The sequence below is a fragment of the Pseudoalteromonas sp. C8 genome, assembly GCF_011378685.1.
GTDB classification, from domain to species: domain Bacteria; phylum Pseudomonadota; class Gammaproteobacteria; order Enterobacterales; family Alteromonadaceae; genus Pseudoalteromonas; species Pseudoalteromonas arctica.
The window spans coordinates 102594-127265 of the sequence record NZ_WTKT01000003.1 but is presented as its reverse complement, the minus strand read 5'-3'; the positions used below and the strand labels follow the sequence as shown (position 1 = coordinate 127265).

The 24672-nt window shown below is 38.1% G+C and carries 20 protein-coding genes; 8 read left to right on the top strand and 12 right to left on the bottom strand.

The window, feature by feature from the left end; all coding sequences use genetic code 11:
* The first annotated feature begins 48 nt into the window (after positions 1 to 48).
* On the top strand, positions 49 to 702 hold the full coding sequence (locus tag GQR39_RS04275; RefSeq protein ID WP_101163847.1) for an MOSC domain-containing protein: 654 nt from the start codon (positions 49 to 51) through the stop codon (positions 700 to 702).
* Positions 703 to 708: 6 nt separating this feature from the next.
* On the opposite strand, the gene GQR39_RS04270 is transcribed toward GQR39_RS04275, so the two are convergent.
* A complete protein-coding gene (locus tag GQR39_RS04270; protein ID WP_165734890.1) occupies positions 709 to 1617 on the bottom strand; it encodes a LysR family transcriptional regulator in 909 nt (302 codons plus the stop codon).
* A gap of 129 nt (positions 1618 to 1746) precedes the next feature.
* Between GQR39_RS04270 and GQR39_RS04265 the strand changes: the two genes are divergently transcribed.
* From GQR39_RS04265 to GQR39_RS04255, 3 genes are all read left to right on the top strand, one after another.
* Positions 1747 to 2184 carry a PACE efflux transporter gene (locus GQR39_RS04265; RefSeq protein WP_206007760.1) on the top strand — a complete coding sequence of 146 codons (438 nt, stop codon included), beginning with the start codon at positions 1747 to 1749 and terminating at the stop codon, positions 2182 to 2184.
* 290 nt (positions 2185 to 2474) lie between these two features.
* Positions 2475 to 3929: a HAMP domain-containing sensor histidine kinase gene (locus GQR39_RS04260; RefSeq protein ID WP_165734889.1), complete on the top strand. Its 1455-nt coding sequence runs from the start codon at positions 2475 to 2477 to the stop codon at positions 3927 to 3929.
* On the top strand, positions 3926 to 4375 hold the full coding sequence (locus GQR39_RS04255; protein ID WP_010552557.1) for a response regulator: 450 nt from the start codon (positions 3926 to 3928) through the stop codon (positions 4373 to 4375). The genes GQR39_RS04260 and GQR39_RS04255 overlap by 4 nt, the downstream gene beginning before the upstream one ends.
* A 152-nt stretch (positions 4376 to 4527) precedes the next feature.
* On the opposite strand, the gene GQR39_RS04250 is transcribed toward GQR39_RS04255, so the two are convergent.
* From GQR39_RS04250 to nirB, 6 genes are all read right to left on the bottom strand, one after another.
* The gene (locus GQR39_RS04250; protein ID WP_165734888.1) at positions 4528 to 6246 is read right to left on the bottom strand and encodes a GGDEF domain-containing response regulator; all 1719 of its coding nucleotides are present in this window, start codon (positions 6244 to 6246) and stop codon (positions 4528 to 4530) included.
* A gap of 58 nt (positions 6247 to 6304) precedes the next feature.
* Positions 6305 to 7498, bottom strand: coding sequence for an ATP-binding protein (locus GQR39_RS04245; protein ID WP_165734887.1), 1194 nt, complete (start codon positions 7496 to 7498; stop codon positions 6305 to 6307).
* Positions 7499 to 7777: 279 nt separating this feature from the next.
* A complete protein-coding gene (locus GQR39_RS04240) occupies positions 7778 to 9040 on the bottom strand; it encodes a nitrate regulatory protein (protein ID WP_165734886.1) in 1263 nt (420 codons plus the stop codon).
* Positions 9041 to 9300: 260 nt separating this feature from the next.
* On the bottom strand, positions 9301 to 10164 hold the full coding sequence (cobA, locus tag GQR39_RS04235) for a uroporphyrinogen-III C-methyltransferase (protein WP_165734885.1): 864 nt from the start codon (positions 10162 to 10164) through the stop codon (positions 9301 to 9303).
* A gap of 11 nt (positions 10165 to 10175) precedes the next feature.
* Positions 10176 to 10529: a nitrite reductase small subunit NirD gene (nirD, locus tag GQR39_RS04230; protein ID WP_002959861.1), complete on the bottom strand. Its 354-nt coding sequence runs from the start codon at positions 10527 to 10529 to the stop codon at positions 10176 to 10178.
* Positions 10516 to 13089, bottom strand: coding sequence for a nitrite reductase large subunit NirB (gene nirB, locus GQR39_RS04225; RefSeq protein ID WP_165734884.1), 2574 nt, complete (start codon positions 13087 to 13089; stop codon positions 10516 to 10518). The genes nirD and nirB overlap by 14 nt, the downstream gene beginning before the upstream one ends.
* A gap of 394 nt (positions 13090 to 13483) precedes the next feature.
* On the opposite strand from nirB, the gene GQR39_RS04220 reads away from it, so the two are divergent.
* A complete protein-coding gene (locus GQR39_RS04220) occupies positions 13484 to 15634 on the top strand; it encodes a pyridoxamine 5'-phosphate oxidase family protein (RefSeq protein WP_165734883.1) in 2151 nt (716 codons plus the stop codon).
* A 196-nt stretch (positions 15635 to 15830) separates the two neighbouring features.
* Here GQR39_RS04220 and GQR39_RS04215 read toward each other — a convergent pair whose 3' ends face one another.
* Both GQR39_RS04215 and GQR39_RS04210 read right to left on the bottom strand, forming a co-directional pair.
* Positions 15831 to 16232 carry a hypothetical protein gene (locus GQR39_RS04215; RefSeq protein ID WP_010552564.1) on the bottom strand — a complete coding sequence of 134 codons (402 nt, stop codon included), beginning with the start codon at positions 16230 to 16232 and terminating at the stop codon, positions 15831 to 15833.
* Positions 16233 to 16607: 375 nt separating this feature from the next.
* Positions 16608 to 17231 carry a glutathione S-transferase gene (locus tag GQR39_RS04210; RefSeq protein WP_165734882.1) on the bottom strand — a complete coding sequence of 208 codons (624 nt, stop codon included), beginning with the start codon at positions 17229 to 17231 and terminating at the stop codon, positions 16608 to 16610.
* A 117-nt stretch (positions 17232 to 17348) separates the two neighbouring features.
* On the opposite strand from GQR39_RS04210, the gene GQR39_RS04205 reads away from it, so the two are divergent.
* Positions 17349 to 18257: a LysR family transcriptional regulator gene (locus GQR39_RS04205; protein ID WP_165734881.1), complete on the top strand. Its 909-nt coding sequence runs from the start codon at positions 17349 to 17351 to the stop codon at positions 18255 to 18257.
* 80 nt (positions 18258 to 18337) lie between these two features.
* Here the strand turns inward: GQR39_RS04205 and GQR39_RS04200 are convergent, their stop codons facing one another.
* From GQR39_RS04200 to GQR39_RS04190, 3 genes are all read right to left on the bottom strand, one after another.
* Complete coding sequence (locus GQR39_RS04200; RefSeq protein ID WP_024607376.1) at positions 18338 to 19189, bottom strand: universal stress protein; 852 nt, start codon at positions 19187 to 19189, stop codon at positions 18338 to 18340.
* A 10-nt stretch (positions 19190 to 19199) separates the two neighbouring features.
* Entirely contained in the window at positions 19200 to 20690 is a 1491-nt protein-coding gene (locus GQR39_RS04195) for a SulP family inorganic anion transporter (RefSeq protein WP_165734880.1), read from the bottom strand.
* 271 nt (positions 20691 to 20961) lie between these two features.
* On the bottom strand, positions 20962 to 21690 hold the full coding sequence (locus GQR39_RS04190; protein WP_165734879.1) for an NUDIX domain-containing protein: 729 nt from the start codon (positions 21688 to 21690) through the stop codon (positions 20962 to 20964).
* A gap of 364 nt (positions 21691 to 22054) precedes the next feature.
* Here GQR39_RS04190 and GQR39_RS04185 point away from each other — a divergent pair, with 364 nt between their 5' ends.
* Positions 22055 to 23410 carry an MFS transporter gene (locus GQR39_RS04185; protein WP_165721810.1) on the top strand — a complete coding sequence of 452 codons (1356 nt, stop codon included), beginning with the start codon at positions 22055 to 22057 and terminating at the stop codon, positions 23408 to 23410.
* A 62-nt stretch (positions 23411 to 23472) separates the two neighbouring features.
* Positions 23473 to 24540, top strand: coding sequence for a glycoside hydrolase family 43 protein (locus GQR39_RS04180; RefSeq protein WP_165734878.1), 1068 nt, complete (start codon positions 23473 to 23475; stop codon positions 24538 to 24540).
* The last annotated feature ends 132 nt before the right edge of the window (positions 24541 to 24672 follow it).

Sequence of the window (24672 nt, the reverse complement as noted above, 5' to 3'; positions counted from 1 at the left end):
TTAAAACCTGCATAATTAATCTTTACTTCCTCATCCGTTGGTATTGCAATGAAAATCATCTCGACTAATATCTCTAAAATTAAAACTCTTATTCATAATGGTAAAGAGGTGAAAACGGGAATATTCAAAACCCCAACTAACGAACCTGTAGTGATTGAAAAGCTAAACATTATAGGTGACGAGCAAGCTGATTTAGTTAATCACGGCGGGGTAGATAAAGCGGTATATGCTTTTTCGCACAATCATTATGAGTATTGGAAACAAACCCTCGAGAATGATGATTTGGCAGTAGGTGCCTTTGGCGAAAACTTCACGATTTCTGACCTTGATGAAGCGAATATACACATAGGTGACCATATTCGAATTGGTACTGCACTGCTTGAAGTAAGCCAGCCTCGTGTACCCTGTTTTAAACTCGCTATCGCCCTTAATAATAAAAACAGTCTTAAACTGTTTACGCAGCATTACTGCACTGGCGTTTATTTTAGGGTACTAGAGCAAGGCGTTGCAAAAACGGGTGATAGTGTTGTTATCGAGAAGAAAGCCTCGCACGACATATCAGTTAAAAAACTGTTCCAGGCATTTTTTGATAAAAAATACGTAGGTTATGAAGACATACTTTTAGAAGCATTAACTTTGCCAGAGCTTGCTGTAGAGTGGCAAGAAAAGCTAAAGAAGAAGCTTGCTATTAAAAGTGAATAAAGCAGTTTAAAACTGTTTTATTCCCGCGCTATCACTCTTTAAAAAGTGTTGCTGCAACCTATTTATTAAACTTTGAAGAACAGGTCCTGTTGATCGGCTTCTTGAAACAACGCATCCCACAGGAGTAAGCCAACCGCCTTGTTCATGAGTAACGGGTAGCGTTACCACTTCAGCTTGGTTTATATACCTCTTAATAGCAAGCTCGGGTACAAGCGCCCAACCAATACCCTGAACTACTAAGTCGATAAGAGTTTGATGTGTATTTGCGTACCAAATTCTAGAGCTAATTGCGTAGCTAAACCATAACTCTTTTTGGCTAAGGCTGCGATGAACACATTGCCTATGGGCTTTTAAATCATTGCTTGTTACAGCCTTTAGCTTTGCAAGCGGGTGTTCTGGTGATGAAATCGTTAAAAATCGAGCTTGGCCCAATAGAAAAAAATCCATATCAACTTTTAGTTCCCCATCACTATAAATGATACCTAGTTGTGCTTTTCCTATTTTTACTAAGTTTTCTACATCGTCAGTTGTTGTCGATATTATTTCAAAATTAGTAATCGGGAACTGATCAGCAAGTGGGGCAATCACTTTTAAAATATCTTGATTATTTAGGCTTTCATCAATAGCTATAATTACCTCATGCTCATAATTTTTTGCTAATGCATCCACTTTTTGGTCAAAATATTTTTGCTGATGAAGTATAGAGTATGCGACAGGTAACAATGCCTTACCGCTAATCGTTAAGCTGGGTATATTTTTATTACGCGTAAACAATGTTTGATTAATCGCTATTTCAAGATTAGAAATAGCTTGGCTAATTCCCGATTGTGCACGGTTAAGTTTTCGGGCTGTTGCCGAAAAAGATCCTGTTTCTACCACGGTTACAAAAATTTTTAGTTGCTCAAAACTATACATATCATTCAACTTAAAGGTGAGTACTTATTTGCTCATCTTATCACTAAAGGTGATGGTTACTAACTTTGCAAATAATTAAATTATGTCACTATTATTTTCTTTAATTATTTGGCGTAAAAGGGGTTAATTATGGATGCAAAAATGGGGTCGCTAGAGAGGATGTTTCAGGCTGTTTTGTTTGAAGTATTAGCGGTAACGCTGTCGATTATTGGTTTGGCTGTATTTACAGAGCATGCAATATCGGCTTTATCGGGCACTATGATTATAATTGCAACGATTGCGATGTGTTGGAATTTTGTTTTTAATTGTTTTTTTGACAAAGTAGCTATCGGTGCAAAAGAGCAACGTTCTGTATTATTCCGTATTTTTCACGTGATTTTATTTCAAGGCGGGTTACTTGTTTTTACTATTCCCGTAATGGCGAGCATTTTAAACGTAGGCTTATGGGAAGCATTAATAATGGATATCGGCGTAACTTTTTTTATAACCCTTTACGCTTTTACTTTTAACCTAGTGTACGACCACACACGAGCCTATATTTTTCATTCAAAAAATGCTGCATGTTAATACACTTTTTAAATATGGGATGACTTAACAAAGTTTTGTATTTAGCTACTGGTGTATTTGCCAATGCACCAGCACTTTTAGAGGCGTAATATTACCCAAGTTTGCTTTATAGTGGCAAAAAACTAATAAAGGATCTTTTTATTAAAAGTGAATAAAGCTAAATATCAACTGTTATTCATAGAGGAGCTAGTAAAAAAGATAAAATCTGCTATACCTAAGGTTATAAATACTATAATTATTATAGTGTTATTTAAAGATTTTTGGGTTAGTAGCTAAAATAGGTGTCGTATATGAATATCTCAAGAAAACTGATGCTTATTGTAATATTAACTGCAGCAGAGATAAGTATTACTGTCTACTCAGCTTTTGAAATAGCTAAAGGGGCTAAGTTTCATCAACTTAACTTTCTTCATTTAAAGTATACACATCAACTTACCAAGTCAGTTAAAAAAATAGAAAATGATATCCCCATAGATATAAATGCCATTGAGTCGGATATATTGTTAATTAGGCAGCAACCTATTGAATGTATTGAACAAATAAACCCGTTAAATTATACTGTTATGAAAGTTATTAACACAGATCATACATTAACAATCTGTGAAAACGATATTGAAATTGCTGATAAAGCCTTATTGTCAGTTAATCAGTATAAAAAGGGGGAACTTAGTAGAGACGCTTTTTTACTAAATCTTAATACTTCGCTAAGTGGCTTTAATAAAAATACGGAGCTGTTTGAGGAACCAATTAGAAAAACAGTATCGTTTATACTAATGACGTTAATTCCACTTGTTATAATCATATCTTTTTTTAATATTCTTTTTATAAGTTATCTTTCTCGCACAATATCGAGCTCTATTCGAAATCTAACTCTACTTTTATCAAGTAAGCCCGAAAACAATATTAATCTGGACGATGAACTTGATATAAAAACGTCGGGTGAATTAAAAGCACTCGTTATCGCGGCCAGACAGCGAATTAAAAATGATCTTTTAAATATTGAAAACAGTATTGAACTCAAAGAGATTATAAACAGCCAAACAGCTTCCCTGCAGCAAGCAAATGATGAGCTTGCCCAGTTTGCTTATCGGGCTTCCCATGACCTGAAGTCACCGCTGTCAGGGGCTAAATCCTTAGCGCATTTTGTTATCGAAGATATAAAAGCGGGAGACACAGAGGAGGCAAGCCGAAATGCACTGGTTATTTATCAACAAATGGAAAAGTTAGAAACACTTGTTGTTGATATTTTATTGTTAGCCAAAGCTGAAATTGGTAATGAAGATAAAGATGTAATTGACTTTAATCAGTTAATTACTGATATGAAAGAACGACTGTCTTGGCTCATGAAAGATAACCCTTGTACGCTCGAAACAACAATTAATTTATCAGTACCTATAAGGTCAGAAAAAGCGCGTTTTGCTCAAATTATTGAAAACTTAATTTCAAACGGGTTGAAGTATTACGACAGAAATAAAGATTCGCCTTATGTCCGCTGTGATATTTTTAATGAGCAAGAGACGTTTTTTATTACTGTTACAGATAACGGAATGGGAATACCACAAAAGCATCAAAGTGAAGTGTTTGATATGTTTAAGCGATTTCATGCACAGACGAGCACAGGCTCTGGTTTAGGGATGGCGCTGGTTAAAAAACATATTGAGTATTTAAATGGTGAAGTATCACTGCAAAGCTCTGATGAAGGTACGACGTTTAAAATAATAATACCAATGGATAAGCTAACATGACAAAAATTAAACCCCCTATATTAATTGTCGATGACAATGAAGTTGACCGGTATATTCTTAAAAGATTAATTAAAGAGGCTGAATTAGATCTTACAATTTTTGAAAAAAAAGATGGCCAGGAAGCATTAGAATTTCTAGAAAATTATGAAGCTAACAGAAAAGAGTACCCTGATGGATTTCCTCCAATACTCATATTTTTGGACATCAATATGCCAAGAGTCAATGGTATTCAGTTTTTAGAAGAGTTTTCTAAACTGAGGAAGATGATAGAAATCAGCTCGTGTGTGGTTATGATGTTTAGCTCATCAGAAAGAGAAGAAGAAAAAAAGATTATAATGTCACACGATTTTGTTAAAGGTTACCTTGTAAAAGGAAGCTTTCAGGCAGCAGAGTTAAAAGAAAAAGTATTGGCTGTCATCGGTCAGCATTTGGAAAAACACAGCTGATTTGCATGTGTTTTAGGTTTTAACCCGCTAGGCTGTGCCAATTGGAGAACCTTTAGTTTGAGTATGTGGCACAAACCAAAGGTTTTAGCTTAATTTTATACAGATGTTTGATTTAAGCTTCAATTTTACAAAGGCTCAAAATAACCTATTTATTAAAGGTTTATTTTTTTACTATAGTCATCGAGCAGCAAATTAATTTCGTTTACAGGCATAGGCTTTGAAAAGAGAAAACCTTGCAAGTAGTCTATATTTAATTTTTTACACAGCTGATGCTGGGTTTCAGTTTCGATTCCCTCAGCTACCACAGAAAAATCTAGTTTCTTCAGCATTAAAGATAAGCTCTCGATTATTTTTAATCGCTTATTATTTTCTCCACCTAACGATTGCATGCTTTTGTCTAATTTTACTATATCAATAGGGTAGGAAATAAGGTGAGATATGGATGAATAACCCATACCAAAATCGTCCAAAGCAATCCTAAACCCTTTATTAGACAAAGAAGTTAATATCTCAATCACTTCTTTACTGTTTTCCATAAAAGCTGTTTCTGTTATTTCCAGAATAATACTACTGGTTTTTAAATTGTATTTTTCGACCGTCTCTAATAGATACGTTTGTAAAACTTCTCTTTGCAGCTGTATCGGTGAAATATTAATAGATAGAGTTAACGGCGTTTGATAGTCTTTCTGCCACAAAGATAACTGCTTTAAAGCGCTCGCAATTATCCATTTTCCAAGGGGGGCTATTAATCGGCACTCTTCAGCAATAGGAATAAACTCATCAGGGGTATAATTAACGGTTGTATCTGGCCAACGGATCAGGGCTTCGACACCTGTCATTATTTGTGTTTTTGAACAATAAACAGGTTGATAAAATAGCCTAAAGTTTTTTTCCTCTATATGCTCTTTTATACTATTTTGAATATCTACCCGACGACTAAATTCATATTGATATTGCTCTTTGTAAAAGCTTATTCTACTTTTACCACTTTGCTTTGAGCGATACATTGCAATATCAGCACATTTTAGCAGTTCATGAGATTCAGTAGCATCATTTGGGTATATGGCGCTTCCAATGCTAACGCTGCAATTTAAAGTTCTGCCTTCATGCAAAAAGGGTTTAGAAACTTCAGCTAAAATTCTATTTGCTATCATACCTATTTGATTAATATTGCAAATTCCACCTATTATAACTGCAAATTCATCGCCTCCTAAGCGTGCAAATCCTTCATTTTGCCTCAGGCAACTATGAATCCTTTCTACTGTTTGTATTAAAATTTCGTCGCCGACACTATGCCCAAGCGTATCATTAATATTTTTGAAGTTATCTAAATCTAAAGCAAGTAATGCCACGCAGTTTTTAGCACGTTTATTGTTAGCTATCATTACTTTTAGTATTTCTTCAAAATGATATCGATTAGACAAACCAGTAAGCTGATCCCGTTCTGCCATATGCTTTACAGCAAGATAACTGTTGTGCATACGTTGTTCTGCCTCGAAGCGTTTTTTGGCATATATAAGCGCTTTATTTAAACTATCCCTCGTTATATCACCTTTTGGTAAAAAGTCTTGAGCGCCTGCTTCTATACACTCAATAGCTAAAGCTGAGTTCTCTGAGGAGCTAACCATGATAATTGCGGTGTTACCGAGTTTAGGCTTTGCACGCATTTCAATTAGCATTTCAATGCCATCTTCTTTAGGCATATTATAATCGAGCAGTATTATATCAAAGTGCGTGTCTTCAATGGCTTTCAAACCCTCGGATACGCACGTTACCTCGGTAATGTCATGATGATGAGAGCCATCAGAAATAAGCATTTTTTTAATTAATTTGCGATCAACTAAGTCATCATCAACAATTAAAATATTCATAAGTTCCTTCTAAGAGCAGCATCTACATGATGCTCGTTTATAATTGATAATTTCATAGTTAAACTTTGGGCCAATAAATAGTGAATGTACTGCCAAGTTTCCCATCGGAGGCTACTTCAATTTTGCCCCCATAATTAATAATGAGCTTATTGGCAATACAGAGTCCAATGCCGCTCCCTTCAACATCATCTCGAGATTGTAATGTCTGAAATAACTTAAATATGAGTGAAAAATATTTAGGGTTAATTCCAGGGCCATTATCTGTTATCTCAATAATGTAATATTGATTAGAGGGGATAAGTGAAATGTCGATAACCGGGTGCTCTTTATTGTTATGTTTTATTGCATTACTAATAAGATTTTGAAAAACAGTTTTAAAAGGGATCAGCGGTATATCGAGTACTTCGTTATTGGCGTGTATATCAACAGTGACAGTTTGTGAAACTTCTAAAATTTGTTCTACATTTTGGTAAATACTTTCTAAAGATATGTTTGAACGAGTTGGATCACAGCTATTTATTCTCGAGTAGCTTAGTAAATCTTCTAGCAGTACTTGCATTCTATTAGCCCGGCTGAGCACAAGCTGAAAGTTTTCTAGGTGCTCTTGAGGGAGTAAATCTTTGCAATCATCATAAATCCACTCTAATAAACGTTTTATAGCATTTAATGGTGACTTGAGATCGTGTGAAGCAATACTGGTAAATTCATCAAGTTCATCGCTCATTTTTTGTAATTTTTTGATTAGGCGATCTTTTTCAGTTTCGTCTTCTTTGTTTTGCTCGCAAATTGTTGAGTTAAACTTAGAACTGTTTATTTTATCTAATAAGTTTTTACGTTGGACTAACTGATTAACAAAGTTTTTTTGTAAACTATTTAAGATTAATTTTTCTTTTTCGGTAAGTAGTGAATCACTTGCTCGCTCGAATACCAACCATCCAAACTTAAGGTTTGAGGGCAAAATAATAGGTGATACCACTCTAAATATTTTAGGAGCATGCTCGATAATCGATTCATTAAAAACGTCATCAGATAGTTGCTCTTTAGCTACTGTTATTTTTGGACCTGATTTATATAGATCGACAGCACGTTGAGGCAGGTTAGCAACAATAGAGGATGAGCTTGCATCAAAAATGTTTAAAATTAGCTCAGCAAAGCTTTCTAAGCTTGTTTGAATGTCATTATCAAGAGAAGTCGTTAATTGCTGCTCATCTATTAATGATACACCTTCTAAATAACTCTCTACATTGGGCATTCAAACTCCTACAACAATATTAAATAAATATGCCTCATTAAAATGAGATGCAACAAATGATTAACTTATTGTAGTTGATTATTTTGAATGTGTTGAATTATTCACTTTATAAATTAACGCCAAATTAAAGCCTTACCTTATTATAGTCAGTAGCTTATGAATCTATTTTCTAATAAGGTAAAACTAAGTCTGATCGTGAAATTTATGACTGAATAAATAAGTATTATGTAGAGTAGTGTTTTTACTAAAGAGCAACATGCCCTAGTAAAAACAGCATATTTAATCGCTCATTTGTACAATTGTTTGCGCTACGTTAAATAAGGTTTTATGTGTATCCATTGCTTGTTTTTGTAGCTGTTTATGGGCTTGCTCTTCAGTGAGCTTTAACTGCTCAATAAGTATGTACTTGGCTTGGTGAATTACCTTTTGCTCACTAATTACTTTTTTAGCGTCAAGTAACGCTTGGTTTATTTGTTTAATATGCTGGCTTTGCTCGATAATTAAATCGTACATACTTTTATTACTATTGAGCTTATCGGCCGCTATGTTTTGGCTCACTTCTGGCTCTGGTTGCTTAACGGCTAATTGGCCAAAAGTAGGGGCTATGTGTTGCTCTACCATATTGTTAAGTACCTGCTTATTTGTATTTAAGCTACGTTGAGCACAGGCTATTTGCATTGCTGCGGTATCAATTAACTGATCTGCTATATTTTGTTCAATTTTATGCATTATATCTATGCGCGTAGTGGTTACCTCGTACCATACTTCGCTCAGTTGTGAGAGCGGTTGAGCGTTCTCATCATCGAGTTTTTGCAGTAAACTTCTAAGTTGTTCTACCTGATTATTAACCTGATGCGTTGTTAGTGTGGCAAAACATTTTAAAAGGTGCGCATCGGCGTACTCATTAAAAAAGTCAAAGCTGTGGTTTTGCTCTTGTACAAAATGCGCGAGTTGTTGTTTTTGTTCTGTGGTAAATTTACTCGCTGCAAATGCTTGTGCACCACAGGCACGCTCTTGTCCTGCGTATTCTTTACCTTGCATAAAATTAAAAAATGCGACTAATAAGCGCGTTATTTTGGGATCGCTTGCGCCATCGGCTGCCTCTAAAATAATATTGAGTAAACTAGCAATTAACTGAGTGAATGACTGAGTAGCATGCACTGCACTAATATTTTGTTGTGCTATTTGGTTTCGCAAGACGGGTAATGCGTCGAGTGCTTGCAAGCTATACGTAATTAAATTGAATAACCGAGTATGGCCAGTATCGGCGTTGTCGTTTATAAATGTTTGCTTAAGTGAATCATAAAAATCAGTTTGTGCGCTGTTGCTTAAAGGGATCTGCTCTTGTAATTGGCTTTTGAATCGCTCGCGATTTGAGGCCAAAAATATATTACTCATCGCGCGCTCTTTTTGTAACTGGTGTACAAAATCGCCTAATTTAGTAAGCGAGGCACAACTGTTTTGTAATTGCTTTAGGGCATGTATTTCTTGATACTTAGCCGCTAATAAAAACTGTTTTGTGAGAGGATTGCTTGTCGCCATTGGTATTATTCCACACTTTTTTGTTTTTAAAGTGCAACCACTGTTCCAATCATTAATAAATTTCATCATTGAATTTAAAATCAAGCTAATACAGTTAGTTGAAATTGAGTTTTTGTTTTTCACTGTGCTTCTATAATTATAATTACCATTACTTTTAACTTATTTGGTGCATTTAAACATGTTATTGCACACAACTTGAACCCAAATTAAAAACAAAAAAAGCGCCTACCCCTGGGGAGGTAGTAAGCGCGAAAGTCGTATTATGCATTAGCGTTTATATTGTTCAGTAATTCAGGATTAATAGCCATTTTATGATTTATTACTTCGCCAATCATAATTAGGGTAGGGCCTTGAAGGTTTTGTTTAGCCTGCTCATCTACTATTTGCTCAAGCGTACTGGTAATTACCTTTTGCTTAGTGGTAGTGGCATTCTCTATTAGTGCAATGGGTGTATTACTTGGCCAGCCCACTGATTGCAAACCGCTGCTTAGCGTTTGGAGACGCGAAAGCCCCATATAAACCACTAAAGTAGGGTTGTTATTGCCTTGCTCAAATGCGTAATTTTGCCAATGAGGTTGCTTGTTAGGATCGGCAAACTGCGCGGTTAAAAATGTAACACTACGCGCTACGTCTCTTGCAGTAAGCGGAATACCCGTATAAGCGGAAGTAGCGCAAGCCGTTGTAACACCTGGAACAATAGCAAAATTTATATTATGTTTGCTAAGCGCATCGGCTTCTTCGTTAATACGTGCAAATATACTCGGATCGCCGCCTTTTAAACGCACTACGTTTAAGCCTTGTTGTGCGTATTTAACCAGTAGTTCGCAAATGTTAGCTTGGGTCATCGAATGCTTACCAGCACGTTTACCTACAAATACTCGCTGTGCTTTTTTAGGAAGCGTTTTTAATAAATCATCGCTTACTAACCAATCGTATAAAACAACATCGGCGGTATTAATTAATCGCTGCGCTTTTACCGTAATTAGCTCTGCGTCTCCTGGACCCGCACCAATTATATAAACATTGCCGCTTTTAGCACTGCGACTATTTGAGCTCGTTAACTTAGCAACAAGCTTATTTAGCCACACGTTTTCAATACCCGAAAAATAAGACAATACACTCATACTATTTTCCCCTAAGCCACAGCTGTTGTAACTTTTGGTTCAGAGCTTATAAATACACTTCCATCTTCAATTTTTGCATTAAAAACCGGTAAGTGTATTGCTTCTGCTTCTAAACATTCGCCTGTTTCTAGGCAAAAGTGTTGCTTATATAAAGGCGATGCGACAACTAATTTATTGTCGATTGAGCCAATAATGCCACGTGATAATACATTAGCTTTGCCAATTGGGTCGTAGTTGCTAATGGCAAACACAGCCGTTGGATTTTGTGGAATGTAAAAAATAGCCACTTGCTGATTATTAACTAATGCGCATACGCCGCTATTAGCCACTAGGTTGTCGATTGTTCCAATATTATGCCAAGACATCAGCTTGCTCCTCTTCAACTTCCATTACTGGAATACGGTTTTGTGTATTACGTTGCTCACGTTTTTCGGCTTCTGTAGCAGGGCGAATTTGGTTACGCTCTTGCACAAACAAAATGTTGTCGTCGGTTTCGGGGCTATTAACAAACTGGCGGAATCGTTTGGCAGCATCTGGGCTTTCAATCGCTTTTTTCCACTCACACGCATAGGTTTGCGTAATTAATTCCATTTGCGCTTCTAGCTCATCGCAAATGCCTAAGCTGTCGTCAATTACGACACTTTTAAGGTAGTCTAAACCGCCTTCAAGATTTTCCATCCATACCGACGTACGTTGTAATTTGTCAGCTGTTTTAATGTAAAACATAATCACGCGGTCAATGTATTTAATCAGTGTTGGCGTGTCTAAATCGGTTGCAAATAAATCAGCATGGCGAGGGCGCATACCGCCATTACCACACACGTATAAGTTCCAGCCGTTTTCGGTAGCTATAATGCCAATATCTTTACTTTGTGCTTCGGCGCATTCGCGGGTACAGCCCGATACCGCCATTTTAAATTTATGCGGTGCACGAAGTCCTTTGTAGCGGTTTTCTATTTCTATTGCGTGTCCAACGCTGTCTTGCACACCATAACGACACCACGTACTACCCACACACGATTTAACGGTTCTAAGAGACTTACCATAAGCATGACCTGTCTCAAATCCGGCTTCAATAAGTCGCTCCCAAATAACAGGAAGCTCTTCTAAGCGCGCACCAAATAAATCAATACGCTGACCGCCAGTGACTTTGCAGTACAGGTTAAAATCTTTTGCTACTTGTCCAATTACAATGAGTTTGTCGGGCGTTATTTCGCCACCCGCAATACGCGGTACTACAGAGTACGAACCATCTTTTTGCATATTTGCTAGGTACGTATCGTTAGTGTCTTGTAAGCCAACATGAGCGGGTTCTAAAATAAAGTCGTTCCATGTTGAGGCTAAAATAGAGCCAATGGCAGGTTTACATATTTCACAACCATGACCGCTGCCGTGTTTAGTTAGTAAGTCATCAAAGCTTTTAATGCTTTCTACTTTTACCATGTGCAGTAGTTCTTGGCGTGAATACGCAAAGTGCTCACATACATGGTTGTTTACTTCAACTCCACGACTTGCTAATTCGTTATCAACAACCGATTTTAATAACGCAGCACAACCGCCACAGCCGCTAGCTGCTTTAGTGCATGATTTTACCGAGGCTAAATCGCATGAGCCGCCATCAATTGCACCTACAATGTCGCCTTTACTCACATTGTGACACGAACAAATAGTAGCGGTGTCGGGTAGGGCGCTGCCCGATAACGACGGTGCGCCACCGCTGTCTGGTAAAATTAAACACTCAGGGTTTTCTGGTAAGTCCATGTCGTTAAGCATGTACTGTAATAAAGTATCGTAATCGCTGGTATCGCCAACAAGTACAGCGCCCAGTAATTTATCGCCTTTTTCACTTAGTATGATTTTTTTATAACAGCCGCGAATAGCATCTTGATATATAAGTTCTTTACAGTCTGGGGTTTTTGCGTGAGCGTCGCCAATTGAGCCTACTTCTACGCCTAACAACTTAAGTTTTGTGCTCATATCAGCACCTAAAAACTCAAGCTCGCCACCACTTAACTGGCTCGCTGCAACGCGCGCCATGTTGTAACCCGGTGCAACTAAACCAAATAGTTTTTTGTCCCACAGGGCACACTCGCCAATGGCTAAAATATCAGGATCTGACGTTTGGCATTGGTTATTAATAATAATACCGCCGCGTTCACCAAGCTCTAAATCAGCAATTTTGCCGAGTTGGTCATACGGGCGAATACCGGCAGAGAATAAAATTAGGTCTGTTTCTAAAAATGACTCGTCCGAAAAATTTAATCTAAAGCGACTCGTTTCGCCTTTTACTATTTCGCTGGTCGCCTTTGATGTATGTACCGTTACGCCAAGTTTTTCTATTTTATTTTTTAGTAGCGTACCGCCTTGCCCGTCGAGTTGAACAGCCATAAGCTGCGGTGCAAATTCAACTACGTGGGTATCAAGCCCTAGTTGCTTAATGGCGTTTGCGGCTTCAAGCCCCAATAAACCACCGCCAATAACAACACCGCTTTTACTTACAGCAGCACTGGCTTTTATTTGTTCTAAATCTTCTAATGTGCGATACACCAAACAATGGGGTTGGTCGTTACCTTTTATAGGTGGCACAAATGGAAATGAGCCTGTCGCGAGTATCAGTTTGTCGTATGGGTATTGCTCACCCGTTAGCGTGGTCACTATTTTTGCTGATCTATCAATGCCTTCAACCCACTGGCTGGTATACACATTAATATTAAGTTGTTTATAGTTGTCGTGAGTGGTAAGTGCTAAATCGGCGGCTGTTTTGCCATCAAATACACTCGATAAGTACACGCGATCGTATGCAAGATTTGCTTCTCCGCAAAGTACAGTAATGTCTGCGTTGGCATCGCTTTGGCGCATTTGCTCAACAAAGTGGTGTCCGACCATACCATTACCAATAATGAGTATTTTTTGCGAGGTTTGCATAGGGCATTCCTTAAAGTGACGGTTTAAATACAATTAACAAAAAAGCCCGCCACAAATACGCATTATGCATAACTGTGTGCGGGCTTCTTTGCCGATGGTTGCTAATAGCTATTGTGCTCACAACCTAAATTTTTGCCGTAAGTAAAACGGGCTTGTTAATAGAATGTTTGCAAAAACACAGCCAGTTTTTTAAGTTATTGTTTAAATAGTATTTAATGTATTTTTAGAGTGAGGATAAAACCTATTTTGTTATATGTTGGTGCGCGCCTGGCACTAAGAGGGTGCAAGTATTGTCATTGTTTTGTGCATTATCAGTCAATAAAACACCCATTATCATTCATTGTGTATTGAGTTAAATTTAACCCATGAAATACGCACACGAATTACGAGCAAAATGATAAATACAAACTCAATAGATGCTTCACCTTTTCACGAAGGCGAGCTGGCAATACAAGACAAACTCGGTAAACGAGAAATAATGGAAACATTTGGTAAACGTGCCGTGCGCTCATTTATGCCAAAGCAACATCAAGCCTTTTTTGAGCACTTACCATTTGTGGTTGCAGGCAGTGTTGATGAAAACGCTAATCCGTGGGTATCTATTGTTTCAGGACAGTCAGGCTTTTTAAGCGCCCCAACTCCTACGTCGTTATTAATGAAGCACGCGGTTGATAAAAACGACCCCTTACATGACACGTTAAATATTGCCTGTTCGCCAATTGGTTTGTTAGGCATTGAGCTAAGCACACGTAGGCGTAACCGTTTAAATGTGCGCGTAGGTGAGGTAATTAGTAATAATAAAGTGAGTTTTAATGTTGATCAATCCTTTGGAAATTGCCCACAGTATATTCAAACGCGCGACTTAACGTTTAATAGAGATCCTTTAGTTAAAAGTAGTGCGGTACAAAAAGTTGAATTTAATACACTTGATAACGCAGCCAGTACGTTAATTAACACGACCGATACATTTTTTGTTTCAAGCTTTATAACCGCTAAAAACAATCCAAAAATTGAAGGTGTTGATGTTTCTCACCGTGGTGGGTTGCCGGGCTTTGTAAAGCGCGAAGGCAACACATTAACGATTCCTGATTACGCAGGTAACAATTTTTTTAATACCTTGGGTAACTTTTTATTAAACCCAAAAGCAGGTTTGTTATTTCCTGATTTTGACACCGGCAATGTATTAATGCTTACCGGCAGCGTTGAAATTTTATGGGACGGGCATCCAGAGCTTGAAGGCTTTATTGGCGCAGACCGAGGCTGGAAATTTACCCTCACTAAAGGGCTATGGCTTAAAAACTTACTCCCGTTTAGTGCTAAATTTGATGCTTATTCCCCTAACACTAAAATGACGGGCACGTGGCTTGAGGCTGATAAAAACAAACAAGCCGAAAAACTAAAACATACTTGGCAGCCTTTTAAAGTAACTAAAATAATTAAAGAAAGTAATGTAATTACCTCCTTTTATTTAGAAGGGCATAACAATATAACCTTGTTACCGTTTAAAGCAGGGCAGCATTTAACCGTACAAATACCAAGTAAAAGTAGTAGTAATAACAGTAACAGCAAACCTGTTATTAGAACCTACACCGTTTCATCAAGCCCTCATGAACTATTTTATCGGTTATCGATTAAAAAAGAGCTCAGTGGTGAGGTGTCTAACTACTTTCATAATAACGTAAAAGTAGGCGACGTTATTTTAGCTAAATACCCACAAGGGCAGTTTTTTATTGACCCAACCAGTACCAAACCTGCGGTACTCATTGGTGGCGGAATAGGTATTACACCTATGATCTCAATGGCTAAACACATTACCAATGAAGGGTTAAGAACCCGCTATACACGCCCGTTGCATATTTTTCATAGTGCTAAAAATAAACAGCAGCGTGCGTTTTATAATGAGCTAAAAACACTTGCAGACACGAGTGGCGGGGCAATTGATTACTACTCACTTTTATCGCAGCCAGAGCTTGATGAAAAGCAAGGCAATGGCTTTAACGTAAAAGATAAGAGCTTTAACTTAAAAGACGAAAGCTTTAATTTAAAAGGGCGCATAAATGCGGATGTGTTTAGGTATTATTTACCACTTGATGATTACGAGTTCTTTTTATGCGGACCTGCTGCGTTTATGCAACACGTATATAACGAGCTGTTATTGCTCGGTGTGCAGGACAAAAACATATTTGCGGAAGCATTTGGACCCTCCAGTATTAAGCGCAAAGTGCTTAACACAAACGAAGCACCTAATAAAAGCAAAGAGATTAGCACTGAGGAAGCCGACAACACCGTAATTAAATTTAGCAAATCGGGCTTTGAACAGCGCTGGAATAAAGGCGATAACACTATACTTAATGTAGCCGAATCCCATGACTTAGAACCTGAGTTTGGCTGTCGAAACGGCAGCTGCGGCAGTTGCGCTGTAAAAATAAACGCAGGCGCTGTGGTGTATCGCAATAACGTAAGTTACCCAGTAGAGACAGGGCAGGCGCTAATTTGCTGCGCCGTACCCGCCAAAGGCGTTGATGAACTTGATATAGAGCTGTAGCGTTTTGAAACAAAGTATTAAACTTTAATTTAGTGTAAACTGAAAAGCTTGAGAGGCAAAAGTATTGGGGCCGCTTAACGTTATTAAGAGATATGTGTGTAAGCTCACTTAACGGTAGTTAAGCCTGAAATTGTTTTTTATTAATAATAGGCACAAAGGTGGAAGGTAAGTTGCCTTCCAACCTGATATGTAAACTTTACCTGAGGTATTTATTTATTAATATGTGAAACAGCGGCACACCTAATGTAAGTATAAGTCCCATGGACATGCCTGCTATGAGACAAGCTGCACTCCAAAATGACCACTTTTTCTGAACAGCTTGAAAGTGTTCAATATTATCCCATCTTTTATTTTGCCATGCCCATTCTCGTCCTTTAAAACCTAAGACAAATGCCATGATAAAACCAAGATAAGGAACAAGAACAAGTGCGCCAATCCATGTCCGGTTATGTATTGCCCACGCCCAATTAAATAAAAAGGCGCCCCAGCTCCATCCTTTTATACCTTCTGGTAGCTTATGGCCCTTTCCCATGCCTGAAGTGTTGGCATCACTCTTTATGTTTTTACCAGATTTGGCGTTTGAACGTTTTTTACTCACTTACTCTCTCCTTGAATATATACAATAGTCCTGTAAATTAAATAGTTTTTAATTTGTTATTAAAAAATAATAACTTGAATCCTATTTGCATTCAATAGTTTACTGTATTTTATGCAGGAAATGATAAAGAGTTTTTCTTTGTCACTATTACTTATTTACACTGTTTCAAAATCGTATTTATGTGTAATTGCTTTACCAGAAAGTATTTTCCTTGTTTTATATAAAAATGTCTGCACATTTTAAGAAACCATTCGCAGGATATATTTTAACTTATTGTAAAATAAAAATATTATTCACTTTTTGCAGATTCCACTTAATCAAGCACAAAAAAAGAGGCTTAATAGCCTCTTATAAAACAGTATTAAAAACTTAAAACTAAGCTAGTAAACCCGCTTCTGTTTCAGGCATTGCTATATAGCCATCAAGTTTACGAACGTTGCTTAACCATCTTAAAATATTTGGGTATTCACTAAGTGATACGCCGCCCTCTGGTGCGTGCGCTATGTAAGAAAAGTTGGCAATGTCGGCAATAGTTGGCTGAGTGCCTACTAAGTACTCGCGATTTTGTAAATACGCATCCATTGTTTTAAATAATGTGTGGGCAATGTTTATCGCGTTTTGATGATCAAGCTCTGCGCCAAATACAGTAACTAAACGCGCCGAACACGGACCTGAAGCCACAAGCCCTGCAGCAACGCTCAACCAGCGCTGAATATGCGCTTGAACAGTTACATCTTCAGGGTACCAGGTTCTGTTAGCATCAAATTTTTGTGCCAAATACAGCAAAATAGCGTTTGAATCGTTAATAATGTCATCGTTATGTTTAAGTACCGGGACTTGCCCAAAAATATTCATTTTTAGAAAGTCAGCTTGCTTTTGTGCGCCGTTTTGCAATGCAACATCAACCATATTTACATCAAGATTTAAAAGCGATGTAAATAGCTCTGCACGATGTGAATGACCAGATAAAGTAAAACGGTATAGCGTTAGGTTGCTCATGGGTTGTCCTGTTTTTTAATTTTGAATAGTGATTTTTAATAAGGCTATTCTTTCACTATTATCAGTTTTGAAAAACCGAGCTAGTAAGGAATTAATGTCAATGCTATATTGACAATCATGGATACTATTATTGGCATTAAAACAATCATAGCGGTTGTTGAAACAGGCTCTTTTACAGCCGCAGGCGACAGACTAGGGCTTTCAAAGGCACTGGTTAGTAAATACGTGGGCATTGTAGAGCAAGACTTAGGGGTTAGATTATTTAACCGCTCCACGCGCAGAATTTCGATTACCGAGGCGGGACAAAGTTATTACGCAAGCGTAGTGCCTGTAATTGAAAGCTACAGCGAAATGCTCGATAACTTATCGGGTCAAACAGCGCTTGCTAGCGGCAAGCTTAGGGTGAGTGCGCCGGTGTCGTTTGGCGAATCAAACCTTGCGCCGTTAATGCCTGAATTACTGAGCCGATACCCTGATTTAAGTATTGATTTAGTGCTTTCAGACAAAACAATTGATCTACTTGAAGAGGGTGTTGATTTAGCAATTAGAATTGGCAGTGTGTCTGACTCTAATTTAATTGCGCGGCAAATTACCAGTTACCCTTTAATTTTATGTGCATCAGCCGATTATATTCAGCGTTTTGGCGCACCAGCGAGTGTTGATGAGCTTGAACAACACGCCACGGTGATTGATAGCAACTTTAAAATAGGTAGCCATTGGCCTCTAGTTTCACCTAGTGGCGAGGCATTAACGGCAAGCGTAAACTCGCGAGTATCAGTTAATAATCCACAAGCGGTAAAAGAGGTGGTTGTAGCGGGTGGAGGTATTGGCTTAATCCCTGAAATAGTAGTGAGAGACGATATTGCATCGGGTAAGCTTGTGCAGGTTATGGGGGACTATAAAACCTTTGAGTTTGGTTTATTTGCTATTTATCCGCATAGAAAGTTTGTGGCTCAAAAGGTCACGTCGTTTATTCAGTTTTTATTTGAAAAGTTTGAAGCTAAGCCAAAAACAAAAAAAGCCTAAAATCAGTTAAGTGATTTTAGGCTTTTTAAAGTGGGTCATTAAAATGCGATTTAAAACAGTTGCTTACTTAAAACAACCACTTACTTTAATATAATAACTGGCACATCGTTGTTTTCGAGCATTTTAATGGTATTACTGCCCACAAAAAACTGCCTTAACTTAGAGTGCCCAAAAGCCCCCATAACAATCAAATCAATATTATTTTGCTCTTTGTATTGCATTAACGAGTCAAAAATATTGCCCTCTAAAAAGCTTGCAGACACTTCAAAACCCATACTACTGAGTTTAAATTGAGCGTTAAGAAACTTCTCTTCTAAGTTCTTCTCATTATTATTAATACTCACTAAATGACAATGAAGCCCATGTAATAAACCGCCATCAATAACTTGTTGCAGTGCTTTGTCGGCTGTTTCGCGACCATCGTACGCAATCATAAATGATTTAGGCTGCTTAAACTTTCTAGAAATAAGCAATATTGGTTGCGAGGCGCTACGCACGAGCGTTTCGATGTGTGAACCAAGTGCATTTAAATCAACACGATGATCAACACCATTTCGACCTATAACGATTAAGCGAGTATCATCTTTAAAATCAATAATAGCGTCGATTACATCACCGTGACGTTTAATTAATTCATAGTTTTGAATATGAGCAATTTTTGCTTGTACAGCAACCGAGTCGAGTAATTCATCTGCTAGTTTTAAAGAAACTTTACTACGGTGTTCATCGAGTTTTGTCATTTCTTCAAGCAAAGCCGATTGGGCACCTAAACCAATTGTACCGGTGTAGTTACCTACATTAGTTTGTTGTATTTTTTCAAGCATATGTATAAAGCTAATTGATTTATCTAGCTTTTTTGAAGCCCAAATAGCAGCTTCGGTTACAGCGTGTGTAATGACAGAGCCATCGATACAGGTAATTATTTTTTCCATTACATTCTCCTTAATGACCGCCAAGTAGTTTATCGACTTCTTTAGGGTCGTTATGTACGCCAAACTTATCAACAACTGTTTCGGTTGCGCTATTCATACCAACAATATTAACTGTTGCACCTTCGCGTCTAAATTTAATAACCACCTTATCGAGTGACGATACACCGGTTATATCCCAAAAATGTGCATGGGTTAAATCTATAACAACATTTGTTACCGCACTTTTAAAATCGAACGACGCTATAAACTGCTCAGCTGAGGCAAAAAATACCTGACCTACAACTTCATAAGTTACTAGGTTTTTAGTTTCATCGTGCTTAGTCGTAACAACCATAAAGCGACCAATTTTGTTCGCAAAAAACAACGTAGCTAACAACACGCCAACTAAAACGCCAATGGCTAGGTTATGCGTCGCAACAACCACAATAACGGTGGAAATCATCACTACGTTTGACGAAAGCGGGTTCTTTTTTAAATCTTTAACGGATGTCCACGAAAACGTACCAATCGATACCATAATCATTACTGCAACTAATGCCGCCATAGGAATTAAACGCAGCCACTCATCTAAAAACACCACCATAATGATTAAAAATAAACCGGCAATAAAGGTTGAAAGTCGTCCACGACCGCCCGATTTAACGTTAATAATTGATTGTCCAATCATGGCGCAACCCGCCATACCACCAAATAAACCTGCGCCAATATTGGCAATACCTTGACCTTTACACTCTTTATTACGATCGCTCGTTGTATCGGTTAAGTCATCAACAATAGTGGCGGTCATCATGGATTCAAGTAAGCCCACAACCGCAAGACCAATCGAATACGGTAAAACAATTTGCAGCGTTTCGAGTGTTAGCGGTACATCGGGCCATAAAAATATAGGTAGGGTGTCTGGCAGTTCGCCCATGTCGCCAACGGTTCTTATATCAAGCCCTAAAAACAGTGCAAGTAAGGTAATAACAACAATACACACTAAAGGGGAGGGAAGGATTTTGCCAATTGTTGGAATATACGGAAATAAGTAAATAATACCCAAACCCGCTGCAGTCATCGCATAAACATGCCAAGTAACATTAGTCAGCTCAGGTAACTGCGCCATAAATATTAAAATTGCCAATGCGTTTACAAACCCCGTAACAACAGAGCGCGATACAAATCGCATTAACTCACCGAGCTTTAAAAAGCCTGCAAATATTTGTAGTACACCGGTGAGTAAGGTAGCAACCAGTAAGTATTCCAGACCATGATCTTTAACCAGCGTCACCATTAACAGCGCCATTGCACCGGTAGCAGCCGATATCATGCCAGGGCGACCGCCTACAAAGGCAATAATAACCGCAATACAAAATGAGGCATATAAACCTACTTTTGGATCAACGCCGGCAATAATAGAAAAGGCAATAGCTTCAGGTATTAGGGCAAGCGCCACAACAATACCAGCAAGCACATCGCCACGAATATTAGAGAGCCAATCTCTTTTTACGTGATCAAACATGTAATAAACCTAATTAGTTAGTTTCCCAAAGTATAGGGGAGTATTTTATTTAAATAACAATGATTCCCGCGCAGATGGCGATTAAGGGTGCACGCAACGTGCTGATGAAAAAGGGAGTGGTTGCCTAGGGCGGCGTAAGTTTCAAGTAAAAAGCTCCTTTTTGATTAGTGTGTATTAATAATGCGGGCGAATTATAAGTAACGCATACACTTTAGCAGTATGCTGTTTGGCCTTAAAGACCAAACTTTAATCCAATAATGTTTTTGAATATTTAAAACTCAAACGTAAAACCAAACTCTCTTAGTTTTTCGTACACGTTTATATCAAAACGGTACAAAGTAGCAGCTCTGTGAGCTACATTTGTTTGTTTTTCTTTGCAGTTTATTAGTAAGTTCATTTTTTGAAACTTACGTCTAAAGTTAGGTTTATCGAGTGATTTATTTAAAATCGACTCGTAAATTCCTTGTAGCTCAAGCAGGGTAAATTTTTCTGGGAGTAGGCTAAAACCAATAGGCTCGTGCCTTACTTTATAGCGTAAGTAATTAAGGCCGCTTTTTAAAATATCGGCGTGGTCAAACATTAGAGCCGGTACACTATTTACATCAAACCATTCACACTCTAAAGCATTGTCGCCACTCACAAGGTTGGTTTCTTCAAAGCGAACGAGCGAATAATAAACAATGGTAATAATACGTCTAGCAGGGTAGCGGTCTACGTTACCAAAAGCACCTAACTGATCTAAGTACAGGTTTTCAACACCGGTTGTACTTTTAACGACACGAAGTGCGGCTGAATCTAGGTTTTCATTTTTTCGAACCCAATGACCAATTAAACCCCACTGGCTTGTTGCAAGGCCGCGGTTATATTTAACCAGCAACACCTTTAACTTACCTTCATGAATAGCAAATACAATATTATCTACGGTTAGATTACTAATGCAGTCATCAGGAATCGATTCTTCGTCGATGTTGTTAGAAATGTTTGATGTTTTATAGTGCATAAATTACTCAGCCAAAGCTATACGAAGATATTGTTATAAAGACTATTAAGGGTATATAAAAGGTGGGTAAAGCGCAAATAAAAAGCTTTTATAATTCCTATTTAAAACAATCACATCTATTTAATTAATCACTTTATACACTGTACCTGTTTTTACGCGTTAACGCCTATATTCGACTTTGGTTTGGTATTGGTTTTTTATTGAACGAACAATACCTTTGTATGTTAGTAAATTTAACGCTTAATTAGCGCCATGTATTAAATAAATTACCGGCTGATTAAAAATGTAACATAAATGTTTACATGCACTAAAAATGCATATAGTATTTTTGACTATATCGATTTGCATTGAAAATTGAGCACACATGAACAACACAAAACACACACTCACAATTAAAGAAAAAATAGGGTACGGCCTTGGTGATACAGCCAGTAATATTGTATTTCAAATGGTCGCTAACTTTATGTTGATATTTTATACCGATGTTTACGGTTTATCTGCAGCCGCTGCGGGTACCTTGTTATTAGCGGTTCGTTTATTTGATGGTATTACCGACCCTATAATGGGCAGCATTGCCGATAGAACGCGCAGCCGTTGGGGCTCTTACCGCCCATATATATTATTTTTAGCCGTGCCTTACGGTGTGTTTGCTTGCTTAGCATTCATAACTCCAGATTTTGATTCTACGGGCAAGCTTATATATGCCTACTTTACTTACGGGCTATTAATGACGTGTTATACCGCCATTAATATACCGTACGGCGCACTTGGCGCAGTAATGACAAACGACCCTAAAGAGCGTGCATCGCTTCAGTCATACCGCTTTGCAATGGCAATGGCTGCACTGCTTGTAATTGTATGGGCACTGCCTAAGCTAGTTGCTTTTTTTGGCGACGGCGACGATGTAGTTGGTTACCCGCTAGCCATGGTGTTTTTAGGCGGACTTGCAGCGGCTTGTTTTTTACTGTGTTTTAAAATGACCAAAGAAACCAAACAAGTTAAACCCGCGCAAAGTAAAAAGAATGCCTTCCTTGAATTTTTAAGCTTATTTAAAAACGATCAATGGGTTGTTATAGCCGTTATAAGCCTAGCAACATTAATATTAATTGGCGTTAGAGCCTCAGTAGCACCGCATTATATTAAGTACTACGTAGGAGAAGCCTCACTTACTTCTAACTTTTTAACACTCTCAGCAATTGGCTCAGTACTAGGCGCTGTGTCTACCAACTTTTTAACCAAATTTATTGAAAAGAAAACACTATTTATAGTCGCTTTAGTGGTCGTAATTATTTCTCACAGCATGTTTTACGTACTTGAGCGCGACGCCATAGTCACCATTTTTATTGTCTACTTTATTGCTAACTTTGCCCACATGATAATTACCCCAATTATGTTTTCGATGGTGGCAGATACGGTTGACTACGGGGCATTAAAAATTGGCCGTAGATTAACCGCTGTTACGTTTTCGGGTCATTTATTGGCAATAAAACTAGGCTTTGCAATTGGCGGTGCTATTGCAGGGTGGATATTATCTGGCTATGCATACGTGCCTAATCAAGAGCAGTCAGAACACACGTTATCAGGCATTTTACTCGCCTTTGCTGGTATTCCAGTAATTTGTACCGTGGCATGCTTAATTTTTATAACACGTTACAAACTTACCGAGCCTGAGGTAAAGCGCATTCAAACGCAGCTGGCTGATAACAAAACCATAAACTAATTTAGCAGCCCACTTTGCACCTTTTAAAAGTACAAAGTGGGCAGGCAATACTAGGAGTAAAAATGCAAAATACAGCGCAAGCAGCACCCCCATCTAATGGATTAAGTGACGCTGAACTTAAACAGTTAAAAGACCTACAACGAGCCAACTCGTTAATACAAAATCATAATGTGTTAGTTGATCACATGTATACCGCCGATCCGTCTGCGCATGTGTTTAACGGCAAAGTGTATATTTATCCATCGCACGACATTGAATCAAAAAATGAAATTAATGATAACGGCGACCACTTTGCAATGCGCGACTACCATGTGTTTTCCCTTGAGGAAAGCTCAGGCAAAGCCATAGATCATGGCGTAGCACTTTGTGTAGATGACGTAAAATGGGCAAGCAAGCAAATGTGGGCACCCGATGCAGCGCATAAACTTGGTCAGTATTACCTTTATTTTCCGGCGCGCGATCAGCAAGGTATTTTCAGAATTGGCGTTGCAAAAAGTGACAGCCCAACAGGTCCATTCAAAGCAGAAGATGATTACATTCAAGGCACGTTTAGTATCGACCCAGCTGTATTTGAAGATGACGACTCAAGCCATTATTTGTATTTTGGTGGCTTGTGGGGCGGGCAATTACAAAATTGGCAAACGAGCGAATTTAACAAAGAAGACGCGTATCCCAAAAATGGTGAACCTGCAATCCCTGCGCGTGTAGCAAAATTATCTGAAGATATGATCAGCCTAAGCGAAGACGTAAAAGAGGTTATTGTATTAGATGAGAGCGGCTCGCCAATTACAGTGTGCGATAATAACCGCCGCTTTTTTGAAGGCCCTTGGGTACACAAACACAATGGTGTTTATTACTTTTCGTATTCAACGGGTGATACGCACAAAATTGTATACGCAACAGGCGATAACCCATACGGACCATTTACCTATCAGGGCGTTATTTTAAACCCAGTACTAGGTTGGACCACGCATCACTCAATTGTTAAACACAATGGTGATTGGTTTTTATTTTATCACGACAGCACGTTGTCGGGCGGGCAAACCCATTTACGCAGTATGAAAATGGCTAAGCTCGAACACGACTCAAACGGAAAAATTCAAACAATAAGCCCATATGAACAGGCTTAATAAAAATAGTTACAAACAATGCAAATTATCTGCGTAAGCACCGCTACGGCTTTTATTTGCATAAAAACGATATAGTCAATATGACCATTAATTTTTTATTGTTAATGGTCAAAATAAGAGGAAGCTGAGGAC

Excerpts from the sequence above, each read along its gene's own strand:
- GQR39_RS04275 (WP_101163847.1), top strand. The coding sequence starts at position 49 with ATGAAAATCATCTCGACTAATATCTCTAAAATTAAAACTCTTATTCAT.
- GQR39_RS04270 (WP_165734890.1), bottom strand. The coding sequence starts at position 1,617 with ATGTATAGTTTTGAGCAACTAAAAATTTTTGTAACCGTGGTAGAAACA.
- GQR39_RS04265 (WP_206007760.1), top strand. The coding sequence starts at position 1,747 with ATGGATGCAAAAATGGGGTCGCTAGAGAGGATGTTTCAGGCTGTTTTG.
- GQR39_RS04260 (WP_165734889.1), top strand. The coding sequence starts at position 2,475 with ATGAATATCTCAAGAAAACTGATGCTTATTGTAATATTAACTGCAGCA.
- GQR39_RS04255 (WP_010552557.1), top strand. The coding sequence starts at position 3,926 with ATGACAAAAATTAAACCCCCTATATTAATTGTCGATGACAATGAAGTT.
- GQR39_RS04250 (WP_165734888.1), bottom strand. The coding sequence starts at position 6,246 with ATGAATATTTTAATTGTTGATGATGACTTAGTTGATCGCAAATTAATT.
- GQR39_RS04245 (WP_165734887.1), bottom strand. The coding sequence starts at position 7,498 with ATGCCCAATGTAGAGAGTTATTTAGAAGGTGTATCATTAATAGATGAG.
- GQR39_RS04240 (WP_165734886.1), bottom strand. The coding sequence starts at position 9,040 with ATGGCGACAAGCAATCCTCTCACAAAACAGTTTTTATTAGCGGCTAAG.
- cobA (WP_165734885.1), bottom strand. The coding sequence starts at position 10,164 with ATGAGTGTATTGTCTTATTTTTCGGGTATTGAAAACGTGTGGCTAAAT.
- nirD (WP_002959861.1), bottom strand. The coding sequence starts at position 10,529 with ATGTCTTGGCATAATATTGGAACAATCGACAACCTAGTGGCTAATAGC.
- nirB (WP_165734884.1), bottom strand. The coding sequence starts at position 13,089 with ATGCAAACCTCGCAAAAAATACTCATTATTGGTAATGGTATGGTCGGA.
- GQR39_RS04220 (WP_165734883.1), top strand. The coding sequence starts at position 13,484 with ATGATAAATACAAACTCAATAGATGCTTCACCTTTTCACGAAGGCGAG.
- GQR39_RS04210 (WP_165734882.1), bottom strand. The coding sequence starts at position 17,231 with ATGAGCAACCTAACGCTATACCGTTTTACTTTATCTGGTCATTCACAT.
- GQR39_RS04205 (WP_165734881.1), top strand. The coding sequence starts at position 17,349 with ATGGATACTATTATTGGCATTAAAACAATCATAGCGGTTGTTGAAACA.
- GQR39_RS04200 (WP_024607376.1), bottom strand. The coding sequence starts at position 19,189 with ATGGAAAAAATAATTACCTGTATCGATGGCTCTGTCATTACACACGCT.
- GQR39_RS04195 (WP_165734880.1), bottom strand. The coding sequence starts at position 20,690 with ATGTTTGATCACGTAAAAAGAGATTGGCTCTCTAATATTCGTGGCGAT.
- GQR39_RS04190 (WP_165734879.1), bottom strand. The coding sequence starts at position 21,690 with ATGCACTATAAAACATCAAACATTTCTAACAACATCGACGAAGAATCG.
- GQR39_RS04185 (WP_165721810.1), top strand. The coding sequence starts at position 22,055 with ATGAACAACACAAAACACACACTCACAATTAAAGAAAAAATAGGGTAC.
- GQR39_RS04180 (WP_165734878.1), top strand. The coding sequence starts at position 23,473 with ATGCAAAATACAGCGCAAGCAGCACCCCCATCTAATGGATTAAGTGAC.